Annotated in this window: 14 protein-coding genes; 5 read left to right on the plus strand and 9 right to left on the minus strand. The window is 31.6% G+C overall.

Features of this window, described 5'->3' with window-relative positions:
- The first annotated feature begins 25 nt into the window (after positions 1–25).
- Complete coding sequence (locus Q0870_RS02455; RefSeq protein ID WP_298550755.1) at positions 26–763, plus strand: hypothetical protein; 738 nt, start codon at positions 26–28, stop codon at positions 761–763.
- Positions 764–832: 69 nt separating this feature from the next.
- On the opposite strand, the gene Q0870_RS02460 is transcribed toward Q0870_RS02455, so the two are convergent.
- The 6 genes from Q0870_RS02460 to Q0870_RS02485 form a co-directional block, all read right to left on the minus strand.
- Positions 833–1,996: a sigma-54 dependent transcriptional regulator gene (locus tag Q0870_RS02460; RefSeq protein WP_298550757.1), complete on the minus strand. Its 1,164-nt coding sequence runs from the start codon at positions 1,994–1,996 to the stop codon at positions 833–835.
- A gap of 207 nt (positions 1,997–2,203) precedes the next feature.
- On the minus strand, positions 2,204–3,073 hold the full coding sequence (locus Q0870_RS02465) for a mechanosensitive ion channel domain-containing protein (protein ID WP_363317915.1): 870 nt from the start codon (positions 3,071–3,073) through the stop codon (positions 2,204–2,206).
- Positions 3,074–3,086: 13 nt separating this feature from the next.
- The gene (locus Q0870_RS02470; protein WP_298550762.1) at positions 3,087–4,400 is read right to left on the minus strand and encodes an ABC transporter permease; all 1,314 of its coding nucleotides are present in this window, start codon (positions 4,398–4,400) and stop codon (positions 3,087–3,089) included.
- 112 nt (positions 4,401–4,512) lie between these two features.
- The gene (locus tag Q0870_RS02475; RefSeq protein ID WP_298550764.1) at positions 4,513–5,439 is read right to left on the minus strand and encodes an ABC transporter ATP-binding protein; all 927 of its coding nucleotides are present in this window, start codon (positions 5,437–5,439) and stop codon (positions 4,513–4,515) included.
- 316 nt (positions 5,440–5,755) lie between these two features.
- Positions 5,756–6,877, minus strand: coding sequence for a molecular chaperone DnaJ (gene dnaJ, locus Q0870_RS02480; protein ID WP_298550766.1), 1,122 nt, complete (start codon positions 6,875–6,877; stop codon positions 5,756–5,758).
- 9 nt (positions 6,878–6,886) lie between these two features.
- On the minus strand, positions 6,887–7,420 hold the full coding sequence (locus Q0870_RS02485) for a nucleotide exchange factor GrpE (protein WP_298550768.1): 534 nt from the start codon (positions 7,418–7,420) through the stop codon (positions 6,887–6,889).
- Positions 7,421–7,588: 168 nt separating this feature from the next.
- On the opposite strand from Q0870_RS02485, the gene Q0870_RS02490 reads away from it, so the two are divergent.
- From Q0870_RS02490 to Q0870_RS02500, 3 genes are all read left to right on the plus strand, one after another.
- Complete coding sequence (locus Q0870_RS02490; RefSeq protein WP_298550770.1) at positions 7,589–8,242, plus strand: YceI family protein; 654 nt, start codon at positions 7,589–7,591, stop codon at positions 8,240–8,242.
- A gap of 249 nt (positions 8,243–8,491) precedes the next feature.
- Positions 8,492–9,214: a hypothetical protein gene (locus Q0870_RS02495; protein WP_298550772.1), complete on the plus strand. Its 723-nt coding sequence runs from the start codon at positions 8,492–8,494 to the stop codon at positions 9,212–9,214.
- Positions 9,215–9,218: 4 nt separating this feature from the next.
- Positions 9,219–9,470, plus strand: coding sequence for a hypothetical protein (locus Q0870_RS02500; protein ID WP_298550774.1), 252 nt, complete (start codon positions 9,219–9,221; stop codon positions 9,468–9,470).
- Positions 9,471–9,630: 160 nt separating this feature from the next.
- On the opposite strand, the gene Q0870_RS02505 is transcribed toward Q0870_RS02500, so the two are convergent.
- The 3 genes from Q0870_RS02505 to Q0870_RS02515 all read right to left on the minus strand — a co-directional run bounded on the left by Q0870_RS02505 (position 9,631) and on the right by Q0870_RS02515 (position 12,209).
- Complete coding sequence (locus Q0870_RS02505) at positions 9,631–10,536, minus strand: TIGR01777 family oxidoreductase (RefSeq protein ID WP_298550776.1); 906 nt, start codon at positions 10,534–10,536, stop codon at positions 9,631–9,633.
- 261 nt (positions 10,537–10,797) lie between these two features.
- The gene (gene mnmD / locus Q0870_RS02510) at positions 10,798–11,499 is read right to left on the minus strand and encodes a tRNA (5-methylaminomethyl-2-thiouridine)(34)-methyltransferase MnmD (protein WP_298550778.1); all 702 of its coding nucleotides are present in this window, start codon (positions 11,497–11,499) and stop codon (positions 10,798–10,800) included.
- Between the two features lie 206 nt (positions 11,500–11,705).
- A complete protein-coding gene (locus Q0870_RS02515; protein WP_298550780.1) occupies positions 11,706–12,209 on the minus strand; it encodes a DUF4920 domain-containing protein in 504 nt (167 codons plus the stop codon).
- A gap of 94 nt (positions 12,210–12,303) precedes the next feature.
- Here Q0870_RS02515 and Q0870_RS02520 point away from each other — a divergent pair, with 94 nt between their 5' ends.
- Positions 12,304–13,371: a branched-chain amino acid aminotransferase gene (locus Q0870_RS02520; RefSeq protein WP_298550782.1), complete on the plus strand. Its 1,068-nt coding sequence runs from the start codon at positions 12,304–12,306 to the stop codon at positions 13,369–13,371.
- Positions 13,372–13,456: the final 85 nt, after the last annotated feature.

Consider the following 13,456-nt stretch of genomic DNA (forward strand, 5'->3'; position numbering starts at 1 on the left):
TTTATATTCTTAACCACCCAAACTTATGAAAACCTACTACTTACTATGCTTTTTAATGGCTTCTATTGCCATGAATGCACAAACTAACTGCGACAATGCCAACTCCTACCTTGTAAATGCATATTCGCACGTTAAAGATGCTTATGATTCCAATAATATTAGTCATATAAAATATTATGCAAATAGATCTGTTGAGTCCCTTAAACTTTCAAAAGAATCTTTAATTACTTGTGGTTGTAAAACCGCTTTAAACCTAGCCAATAAAGGTATTGAATTACTTGCAAAAGTTGAGCATGTTGAAACTTTTGAGGATGGCAGATTTTATGTAAAACGCGCCCGAGATATTAGCAAAGAAAGTGTTATAGAGATAGACAAATGTGCTTTTTCTATTTACAATAATGCTACTGATAAAAATGAAGAGCTTTCTGATATACAAAATGAACAATTGAAATTAAAACAACAACAGGACGCATTACAACTTAAAGAAGAAGGTCTTAAAATAAAACTAGCACAGCAAAAAGAAAAGGAATTAACACTTAAAAAGAAACAATTAATTACTTCTTATAATAACGCCATAGCATCAAACATTAAGACATATAACAATGCTTTGAAAATTTGTGATTGTACCCATGAGCCTATAGAAAATGTAAATACTTCTGAAAATATATCAACTAAAAGTATTGACGATATTAAGCGTTTTTACACAGATAATTTAAAAGCATTGGCTTCAAACTATTTAAATGAATTAAACTCGTGCCACTAAGAGTATATAAAAAATGCTGTTTGAAAAAACTAAACTTAATTCAGTCTTTTCAAACAGCAATTTTATATTTTATTTACTTGCAAACAATTTAACATCTTGCTCACTTACTTCACTGCCACCAAGGATAATTAATCGCTCTATAACATTACGAAGCTCCCTAATATTTCCTGTCCAATCATATTCTTGAAGTAATTTTATTGCCTTATCTGAGAACGCTTTTTTAGCTGTACCTTGTTCGCTTGCTATTTTATCTGAGAAATGTTTTACTAATAATGGAATATCATCTCGCCTGTCATTCAACGCTGGAACTTTAATTAAAATTACAGCCAGCCTGTGATATAAATCTTCACGAAACCTGCCTTCATCAATTTCCTTTTTTAAATTTTTGTTTGTTGCTGCAACCACACGAACATCAACTTTAATATCCTTATCACTACCAACACGTTGTACTCTACTTTCTTGCAAGGCACGTAAAACTTTGGCTTGTGCAGATAAACTCATATCTCCTATTTCATCCAGAAAAATGGTTCCTCCATTTGCAGCCTCAAACTTCCCTGCTCGGTCTTTATTAGCACTTGTAAAGGCTCCTTTTACATGACCAAATAATTCACTTTCTATCAATTCACTTGGTATTGCTGCACAATTCACTTCTATTAAATTGCCTTTTGCTCGTGTGCTCTTTTCATGTAACCAATGCGCTACTAATTCTTTTCCAGTTCCATTTGGTCCTGTAATTAAAACTCGAGCATCAGTTGGAGCTACTTTATCAATAATATCTTTGATTTGAGAAATAGCATCACTGTCACCAATCATCTCGTATTTCTTACTAACCTTCTTTTTAAGAATTTTGTTTTCTACAACTAATTCTTTTCTATCCAAAGCATTTCTAACCGTATTTAATAAACGATTTAAATCTGGCGGTTTTGAAATGTAATCGAAAGCACCAAGTCGCATTGTATTTACTGCCGTATCTAAATCACCATGCCCAGAAATCATAACTATTGGTGTTTCTGGTTTTATTTTTTTTATTGCTTCTAAAACTTCAACACCATCCATTTTAGGCATTTTGATATCACAAAGTACCAAATCGAAATCTACGTTTTTTATTTTTTCTATACCTAATAACCCATCTTCAGCTTCATCAACCTTATAGGTATCGTTTTCTTCTGAAAGAATCTTAACAAGCACACGTCTAATTGCTGCTTCATCTTCTATTACTAATATTTTCGACATACTTAAATTTTAAATTTTATTCCTGTTTATAAAATAGACTGTTCATGCATCTCCTAATTTAAAAACTTCATCTCTATTTTTTTACGCAATACACTATTTAATTTGAATGTTTAGCATGTATACAAATACCCTACCAAATGTTTTTAATTAAATATTCATTTTCATAACCTTCTAAACCAATGTTTACGACATTTTAATATTTATGTATTACTCTTGCTTTGAAATAATATGAACATCTCTTTGCGGGAAAGGTATACTAATATTATTTTCTCTAAATAACTTATCTATTTCAAAACGTAAATCACTTTTTGGTATTGCACCCTGAAAACTATCATTTAAAGTAAATACCAATTTAAACTCTAAAGCACTATCTCCAAAATTTGTGAAGAATACATAAGGAGCTGGATGTTTAAGAATTAAATCATGACCATCTGCAGCTCTTAAAAGCAATTCCTTTACAAGTTGAACATCACTACCATAAGCGACACCAACAACAACAGACTCGCGAGTTGTTGAACCATTCTGCGTCCAATTATACAAACTATTAGTAAGGTATAAATGATGCGGAATAATTAGCACTTTATTATCTATAGTTACCGCTCTTGTTGTTCTTAATTTAACTTCATCTACCCTACCCACTTTACCATCAATTTCTATAATATCCCCTACATGAATGGTTTGATCTATTAAAATTAAAACGCCAGCAATAATATCTTGAAACAAAGTTTGTAGTGCCAAACCAACACCAATTAACAAAGCGGCCGATGCTGCAAAAACAGCAGTTACATTAACACCAATAACATTAAAAGTAATAAGTAAAATAATTAAATAAACAATCCACTTGCCATAGCCAAACAAGATTTTAAATTTTGTTTTATCATCATTTGGTAAACGCTTTGTCAACATTCTTCTTATCAAATTAAGAAGGATAGATGTTAAAAAAACAACAACAATTACCATGATAATTCCTTTTACAGAAATGCTAATATCCTTACTAATCGACAAGTCTGTATTCAAAAACTCTAAAATATCAGACCAAACTGTACTTTCTTTAACGGTCTCCTCTATTTCTTTCAATTTTTGAATCATATTAATATCTTATCCACTTTATTAATTCTTTATAACTCGGTTTTTTTCCATACATTAAAATACCTACTCGGTATATTTTAGCAGCAAACCAAACCGTAAACATAAAAGACCCAATCAATATTAAAAAAGACAATACCTGCTGCCAGATTGGAACACCAAATGGTATACGCATTAGCATAACCACAGGAGAAGTTAATGGTATAAACGAAAACACCGTTGAAACCGTTCCGTGCGGGTCTTCAATAACTGTAAATATACCTATATAAACAGCAAAACTTAAAATTAAAGCAATAGGAATTACAAATTGTTGTGTATCGGTTTCATTATCCACAGCTGCTCCAATAGCTGCATAAAGCGAACTATATAGTAAGTAACCTCCAATAAAAAACAAAATAAATGCTAAAATTAAATTAGCCAATGGTAAATTAAAAAATGCTGCAACTATATTTTGAATTTGAATATTTGCTTCTGGATTCTCCATAGCCTGCTCAACCATTTGTTGCTGTGGTGTTTGCATTTGTGCCATATCAATGCCTAAGATTAATGACACTAAAGTCATTAAAACACCACCTAGAATAAGCCAAATTACAAATTGGGTAATTCCAGCTAACGAGGTTCCTATAATTTTACCAAGCATTAATTGAATAGGCTTAACAGAAGAAATAATAACCTCTATAATTCTACTTGTTTTTTCTTCTATAACACTTCGCATAATCATGTTTCCATATATTATAATAAACATGAACAGTAAATACCCAGCTGCACCTCCAAAGATAAGTTTGACAATACTATCAACCTTAGATGTTTTTTCACCATCAAAACTCTCTTGATTAATTTCAATATTTACTTTTGACGCTTTTAGTTTTTCAACATCAATACCTTCATTTATTCTATTTTGCAGTGTTAATTCTGATTGAATTTCACTTTCGATGTTAGTAATTAAAGTTAATGAGGGTGATTCCTCTGAATAGAATGTCAAGTTTTTTGAATTTATTTGTCCTTCTGAGACATCAGAAATGTATAATAACCCATAGCCTTCAGATTCCTGAACTAATACTTTAGCATCATCGAGTGACATACCATTAAGATAGTTATATGAAGTATTCGCAGAATTTTTAAAAATATTTTTAACTAGTCCTGATTCATCTAAAATAGATATTACTCGTGTTTTATCATTATTCATTTGTGATAAATAAGCAACTACAGCAATAAGGCTTATAAATATAAATGGACTCAAAAACGTCATAATAACAAACGATTTGTTTTTAACCTTAGTTAAATATTCTCGTTTTATAATAAGTGGTAAATGGTTCATAAAAACAAATAATTTAAAAAAACTAAAATTCTATATTTTAGGCTCCAGTCTTAGCGAGAATGGCAATTTCAACGAAAACCTAGAGACAAAGTCTCAAGGAATTCTTTTACGATTAATTATTATTAACGGCTTGAATAAAAATATCGTTTACACTTGGAATAAGTTCTACAAAATGAGAAACTTCTCCTTTTTGCGTTAAATAACTTAATAAATCATTCGGGTTTTCGCCTTGTTGAAGTTTAATATTAAGTTTCAATTCATTTTCTAAAGTTTTAAAATTGGCTACAGAAACATTGAATTTTTCAGATAAATCTTTTTCTAATTCCAATTGATTATTGACTCTTACTCCAACTTCATAGGTATTGATTTTGTATTGACGTTTTACATCTACCAATTTACCATCAAGTATTTTATTTGATTTATGAATCAAGGCTATATCATCGCATAATTCTTCAACTGATTCCATTCGATGAGTCGAAAATATAACCGTGGCTCCATTTTCACGTAGTCTTAAAATTTCGTCTTTGATTAAATTTGCGTTTATGGGGTCGAAACCTGAAAAAGGCTCATCAAAAATTAACAACTTAGGTTCATGAAGCACAGTAACAATAAATTGTATTTTTTGTGCCATTCCTTTTGAAAGCTCTTGAATTTTTTTATTCCACCAATCTCCAATCTCTAAACGCTCAAACCAATATTTTAATCGTTTTTTAGCTTCTGCTTTACTTAAGCCTTTTAACTGGGCTAAGTATATAGCTTGCTCTCCTACTTTCATTGATTTGTACAAACCACGCTCTTCTGGTAAGTAACCAATATCCATAATATGCTTTTGGCTAAGTGGCTCTCCATCTAAACTTACTGAACCTGAATCTGGCATAGTTATCTGATTAATAACACGTATAAGTGTAGTTTTTCCTGCTCCATTGGGACCTAGTAATCCAAATATGCTACCCTTTGGAATGGAAATCGACACATCATTTAAAGCTTTAAAAGTTCCAAAATATTTGGAGACATTATTAACTTCAAGTAAGTTATTCATGTTCTTTTTTAGTTGAATAATAGTTAGTAAATATATTAAATGTTTGGGCTAGAAACTCAATGCTTTAAGTAATAATTATGATTCAAAAAAAAAGATATTAAGCTAAAATTTGCCCTAAATAACAAAACCCACCCTTAATAAATTAAGGATGGGAAAAAAATTGCTATGAAAAAGAAAAATTATCACTAAAATAAATTAGTGATATTCAAATATAGTTTTTTTTTCAATACTAATAGCAAAACTATTAATTATCTTCTTTTTTTTGATATAAAAAATCCACTTAAAAAGTGGTTTTTTTATATTTTAGATAGATATATTAAGAAAACATATCTTTCACTTTTTCAAAGAAAGACTTATCTGAGCTTTCTGGTTTGGGTGAGAAATGCTCATCTTCCTGCATGGATTCAAAAAACTCTTTTTGTTGTTTATTTAGCGTTTTAGGGGTCCAAACATTTACGTGTACTAATAAATCGCCTTTACCATAGCCGTTAATACTCGGAATTCCTTTTCCGCGTAAGCGCAAAATTTTACCAGACTGCACACCAGCTTCAACTTTTATACGTACCTTACCAGTAACTGTATCAATTTCTTTAGATGTTCCTAAAACAGCGTCAGGAAAACTTACATATAAATCATAATGTAAATTATCGCCTTCACGCTGCAGCTTATTGTGTGCTTCTTCTTCAATAACAACAATTAAATCACCAGAAATACCATTTCCAGGAGCTTCGTTTCCTTTCCCAGACACTTTAAGTTGCATACCATCTACAACACCTGCTGGTATTTTTATAGAAACTGTTTCTTCTCCAACTTTTAATCCTTGTGCATCAGCATCACTAGGTTTTTTATCAATAATTTGTCCTGCACCACCACAAACATTACATGGCGCAGAAGTCTGCATTCTTCCTAAAATGGTATTTGCTATACGTGTTACTTGCCCAGAACCATTACACGTAGAACAGGTTTTATACGTAGTACCGGGTGCTTGAATTTTACGTTTTACTTTTACTTTTTTCTCAATGCCATTGGCTATTTCCTCTAAAGTAAGTTTAACACGAATACGAAGGTTGCTTCCCTTTACTCGACGTTGACCACCGCCACCGCCAAAACCAGAGAAACCACCACCAAAACCGCCACCACCAAAGATATCACCAAACTGACTGAATATATCGTCCATATTCATACCGCCACCGCCAAAACCACCGCCGCCGTTTTCAAAGGCTTGGTGACCGTATTGGTCATAACGTGCTTTTTTGTTGTCGTCGCTTAATACTTCGTATGCTTCTGCTGCTTCCTTAAATTTAGCTTCCGCACTTTTATCATCAGGGTTTTTATCAGGATGAAACTCAATCGCTTTCTTTCTATACCCCTTTTTAATTTCCGCAGCACTAGCGCCTTTATTAATACCTAATACTTCGTAATAATCTCTTTTAGCCATATCTTAATTTTATTGCCCTATAACTACTTTCGGAAAACGAATTACTTTTTCACCTAAAAGGTATCCCTTTTCGATAATGTCAATAATTTTTCCTTTCATATCATCAGTAGGAGCAGGTATTTGCGTAATTGCTTCGTGGTTGTCTGCATTAAAAACATCGCCCTTATTTACCTCCATAAGCTTTAAGCCTTTTTGTTCTAATGTTTTTATTAATTTCTGATAAATTAGTAATACACCTTTACGCAACTCTTCGGCTTCTTTATCGTCTTCAATGTGAGTTAATGCGCGTTCAAAATCGTCTAAAACAGGTAATAATGTTTTCATAACATCTTCACTAGCCGTCGAGAATAATTCTATACGCTCTTTTGCTGTACGTCTTTTATAATTTTCAAACTCTGCAAACAAACGTAAAAACTTATCTTTTTCTTGCTTTACTTCAGCCTCTAGTTTTTCTTCAATAGTTTGCTCTTCAACTTCAACCGTTTCTGCTTGAGTGGATTCTACTTGCTCGTTTTCTATATCGCTTTTATCTTTTTTACTCATGGTAAATTCAATTTTTTCAATCTTAAATTTAAGTTGGCAAAAGTACTGCCAATATTATAAAAATGTCATAATGTCATTAAAATAATTTAATTTTTTTTTGATAGCTTATGCCTAATTTTACGACATATCTACTTAATGATTTTAATTAATAACACTAAAACATTTAAAATGAAAAAGAATTTTGTAAAAATTTTATTTATTACTGCTTTAACAATGTCTTTTACAAGTTGTAAAGACAAAGCAAAAGAAGCTGAAACTACTGCTGCTGAAGCTGTGGAAGAAACTATAAATTCTGAAAGCTATACTGTTAATACAGAAGCCTCAACAATAACATGGAAAGGGTTTAAGCCTACAGGATCGCATAACGGAACAATTGCTATTGATAGTGGTGTTTTGGATATTGCAAACGGAAACGTTGTTGGTGGTTCTTTTATAATTGACATGAAATCTATTACAGTAACTGATATTCCTGCTGAAGAAAAAGGAAATGCAAAACTTAAAGGGCATTTATCTAGTCCAGACTTTTTTGATATTGAAAAATACCCAAATGCAGGTTTTACAATTACAGGTTTAGAAAATGTTGAAGGTAAAATGATGCTTTCGGGTAACCTATCGCTTAAAGATGCTAAAAACAATGTAACATTTCCTGTAACTGTTACTAATGAAAATGGTGTTGTTACGCTTACTAGCGAAACGTTTACTATTGACAGAACAAAATGGAACGTGCAATACGGTTCTAAATCAATTTTTGATAATTTAGGTGATAAATTTATTAATGATGATATGGAATTAAAAGTTATGGTTAAGGCTGCTAAGTCTTAGTTAAAAATTTATTTTTTGAAAGCCACCTTATGAAAATAGGGTGGCTTTTTGTTTTGGTTGAAGCTTGACTTTGTAAAAAATTTCAGCTACCTTCGTTTACCGTCGGATATAAAACATTAAAAACGATTTCATATCCGACGTTGGCAATAATTAGAACGAAACCGAAAACGAACTGCATTGAAACGAACTTATTATGGATTTCCGTAATTAAAATAAAATAAATAATCTGAAATTTGCTAAAATTAAATAATGAAAAAAATAATATACTTAACTCTAATATCCATATTTCTATTTTCTTGTGTTAATCAATCTGAATACGACAAAGTAAAATTAGAAAACGATAAACTGAAAGCTGAATTAAACGAAATTAAAAACGGAGCAGAATTTAGATTAAATCAAATTGTAGCTAATTTTGAAAATAAGAATTATTCTCAAATTGAAATTCTTGTAGACTCTCTGAAACAAATTCACCCTAACTCGGAAGAAAGTAAAAAAGCTATTTTAATAAATGAAAAATCTCAAAAAATAATTCTTGAAAGGAAAAAGAAAGAGGAAACAGAAAGATTACTTAAAGAGAAAAATAGAGAAAAAACAAAAAAGGAAAAACTTAGACAAATAATAAGAATAAAACAATTTTATTCATCTAAACCAAATTCTGCTGGTGGTGTAGATTTTAATATAATTTGGCAAAATAAGTCTGATAAAACAGTAAAATATGCAACTTTTGAAGTAGTTCCATATAATGCTGTTGGTGATATTGTAGAATGTACTATAAGGAATAGCTCAACATTTAGAGGGCAAGTTACAGGTCCTATTAAAAAGAATAAATGGAATGGTTATGGAACAACTTGGTCAAATGCTTGGTATAATAATACAATAAAGAAAATAAAAATTACTGGAGTTGATATTGACTATGTAGATGGCACATCTGAAACATTATACAGTAGTGATATTGAATATGTGAAATATTAAAAAAATGAAAAGAACTAAAAAATTTATAACCACAATTTTAATTATTATTGGTGTTTTATTTTCTTATGGAATTTGCAGAGGAATTTACGATGCAAACTATAACCCAAAGTTAAGTTTACTTTCAATTGGAATGACTATAAACGGAATGAACCCAATTAGTAGTTATGGATATAAATTAGGAATTCATACAAACCCAGAAATACAAAAAAGGATTGATAATTTTAGAGAAGGTTCAGAAAAATATAATAATTATTAAATATAAAAAACTATTGCCAACACCGTATAAAAATAATTGCGGTTTAGTGCTTAATCAAAGGTCGTTGCGTGTTTGTAACGTCTGATTTTCCTTCGGAAAATCCTCGCATACAAACCCGCAACTATTCTTATACATAAACGGTAAACGAACCTCGCCAAAATCAACCCAATAAATCCTCTAAAGCAGATTTCAAACAGTTGTATTTAAAATAAAACCCTTTATCTTCTATTTTTTTAGAACTTACACGTTGGCTTTCAAATAATAAAATATGCATATCTCCTAAAACGAGTTTCATAAAAAGCTTAGGAATATTTGGCATAAATAACGGTTTGTTTAAAATTTTTGTTGCAGTTTTTGTTAGTTCCTTATTAGATACTGGGTTTGGTGCAACGCCATTGTAAATGCCATCTATCTCTTTTTCTAGAGTATATAAAAATAGATTTGCTAAATCTTGAATATGTATCCATGATTGCCATTGCTTACCACTACCAAAAGCGGCTCCTAACCCGAATTTAATAGGTTTTACAATTTCTTGTAATGCTCCTCCTTTATTTGATAATACTAAACCAATTCTGATTTTTGAAACGGTAATGTCTAATTTTGAAAATTCATCAACAGCTTGTTCCCAAACTGAAACCACTTGCCCTAAAAATGAGGAGCTAATTTCGTTATGGGTTTGATCGTAATAGTTAGTTAATGAATCTGGATAAATACCAATGGCACTTGCTGAAACCACTTGTTTAACTTGATGTTTTACACCTTTTAAAGAATGGATTAGTAATGCTGTGGTCTCCGTTCTACTAGATATAATTTCTTTTTTATAGCTGGAAGTCCAACGTTTTGATACGGTTGCTCCTGCTAAATGTATAATAGCATCAACATCTTGAAAGCAATATGAATCAATTTCTTTTGCTTTTGGGTTCCAATAAAATCCTTTATAATTTTCGCTTTGTACTATCTTGGATTTACTAGTTGTTAAGTAGTTTACACTTATGTCTTTCTCATGACAAAGTTTGACTATTTCTTGACCTACCAATCCTGTTGCACCAGTTATTAAAACACGCATTTTCTTTTTTTATAAAGTTACAAAATGGTTACAGGGTTTACTAAAATTTTATAGAAGGTTTAACAGAGTTAAGAAAAATAGAAATTTTTAAGAAAAAAGAAAGAAGGTAAAAGTGAAAAGTAAAAAAATTAAATCGCGTAAAGGCTCTAAAACACAAAGCAAAACTATAACTCTCATCTGAAAACTAAGACTGTGACTGAAAACTTATTTAGTTGCCCTTAGCATTTAACTCCAATAATTATTTAATTGAGTCGTTGAATGTTACGCTTCTTTGCAAGCGCGTAACATTTCACGCTTTCCTGGTGGCCCTGGAAGTCTTTCAACTTTAAATCCAACAGCTTGCATCGCTCTGCGCACACTCCCTTTTGCTGAGTAGGTTACTAATATGCCATTTGGTTTTAAGGCATTGTACATTATTTCGAAAATGGTTTCTGTCCATAATTCGGGTTGTACTCTGGCTCCGAAAGCATCAAAATAAATAATATTATGTGTTTCTGTGTCTCTAATTTCTGAAAATAATTGTTTACGCTTTACTAATATAAAACCATCTTTTATTTGATTTCTTTCTTCCCATGGGGTTTCATGAATTTTTTGGAAAAGTATTTCGTCATTTTCGACTTTTAGTGTTTCGGTATAGTTCAACGCTTTTATTTCATCTTCTGAAACAGGATAGGCTTCTACTCCATTATAATTAATGTTTAATTTTAATTTTTTGGCTTCTAGAAGTGTTATGAAAGCGTTTAAACCTGTGCCAAATCCTATTTCTAGAATGGATATGGATTCTTTGACCTTTCGACTGCGCTCAAGGTGACATTCTTGATTACAGAAATGATGCAAACCATGTTTAATAAATACATGATAGGCTTCTTGTATGGCGCCATGTTTAGAATGGTATTGCTCATTCCACTCTGGTATTTGAATGGTTGTTGAGCCATCTGCGGTGATTATTATTTCGCGTTTCATTTTTATATTTTAAAGTTGAAAATTTGTTGTTTGTTGCGTTAGGGATTGAAGCGGCATCCTTTTTTATTAACAAGACTCAAACATTATTTTGAACTAATATTTAACAGATAACCACGTCCTTCGTCCTCGCTATGACATTATAAAAAAGATATAGCGGAAAGCCCGACCCTTGTGGTAACGCCCAAAACTTGAAATTTCATGTTTTTTTATTGTGCAACTAAAACACTGTTAGCCTCGAAGGAATAAGTGCGTTTTGGTGTGATAATACTCGCTATTTCTTCTGGTGATTTACCAGCATCTTCTGCATAATGACGTTGCTCATTGACCGAGATTTCTTTAACAAAAGCTTTTCCGTTAATAATGACTTGTTTACCCGATATATCTTTAGGAACAAAAAAACCATAGTCTTTAAATTTTACCATAACTTCGTTTTCATCGTCTAAATTTAATCGCATCCAACAGCCTTTGGCTTGACAAACTTCTTTTACCTCTGCAATAATTTTTGAGTTAATACTATCACCTGTATTCATGGTTTTATAATGTGCCGCCATGGAGCTTGCAGTAATGGCATCATTGGCGATAATTTCTTTTCCGAAAGAGGCATATTCTATTTTTTCTGTTTTTGTTGGAGTTTCAACATCTTCTTGACTTTTATTTTTGCAAGAGTTTAACATTAAAAAGCACATAATCATTACGGTAACTGACTTCATGATGCAAATATTTCAATTTTAGACGATTTATGTAAATATACCGCTTTTTTAAAAACGTTTTTCTTTAAATTTGTATCATCTAATAACGAGACTTATGAATACCATAATCAACGATATAGAGGTTATAAAGACTAAAACTTCTAAAATCAACGATGTAGATTTTGACAATTTAAAGTTCGGGCATGTTTTTTCTGATCACATGTTAGAATGTAATTTTAAAGATGGTAAATGGCAAGCACCTAAGGTAATGCCTTACCAACCTATTGTGTTAGATCCATCTGCTAAAATATTTCACTACGGGCAATCTGTTTTTGAGGGCATGAAAGCGTATAAAGATATTGATGAGAATGTCTGGTTATTTCGTCCGTTAGATAATTTTAAGCGTTTGAACATTTCGTCAAAGCGATTGGCTATTCCTGAACTTCCTGAAAATTATTTTATGGACGGTTTAAAGGCTTTACTGGAAATTGATAAAGATTGGATTCCTAGAAAAGATGGTAGCTCTTTATATATAAGGCCTTTTGTTTTTGCTTCTGGAAATGGTTTTCACGCCTCGCCTGCCGATGAATATAAGTTTATAATTTGTACAGCGCCTTCTGGAGCTTATTTTGCTGGAGAAGTAAGGGTTTTAATTGAAGAAAAATATTCGAGGTCTGCAAATGGCGGTGTTGGTTTTGCTAAAGCTGGAGGTAATTATGCCGGACAGTTTTACCCAACCCAATTAGCTATTGAAAAAGGCTACCAACAGGTTATTTGGACTGATGATAATACACACGAATATATTGAAGAAGCTGGTGCGATGAATATTTTTATTCGGATTAATGATACTTTAATTACTGGACCAACTAGTGATAGGATTCTTGACGGTATTACTCGTAAAAGTATTATTGAACTCGCTGAAGCGGAAGGTATTAATGTTGAAGTTAGAAAAATAACGGTTTCGGAAGTTGTTGAAGCTGCTAAAAGTGGGGCGTTAAAAGAAATGTTTGGTGCAGGAACTGCAGCGGTTATATCTCCTATTTCTGGTTTTGGATATAAGGACGCTGATTATGAGTTACCAAAACTTGATAATACTTATGCTAGTTTCTTAAAGAAACGTATCACTGATATACAAACTAATAAAACTGAAGACCCTTTTGGATGGCGGTATTCAGTTAAGTAATTGAAATAAAAAAGCAGCCCAATGAGCTAGTCATGGTCGGAAGATTTATTCTTCCGGCTTTTTTGTTTTATAAAACACAGGTGCC

The sequence above is a fragment of the uncultured Algibacter sp. genome (genome assembly GCF_947487575.1).
Taxonomy (GTDB): Bacteria; Bacteroidota; Bacteroidia; order Flavobacteriales; family Flavobacteriaceae; genus Algibacter_B.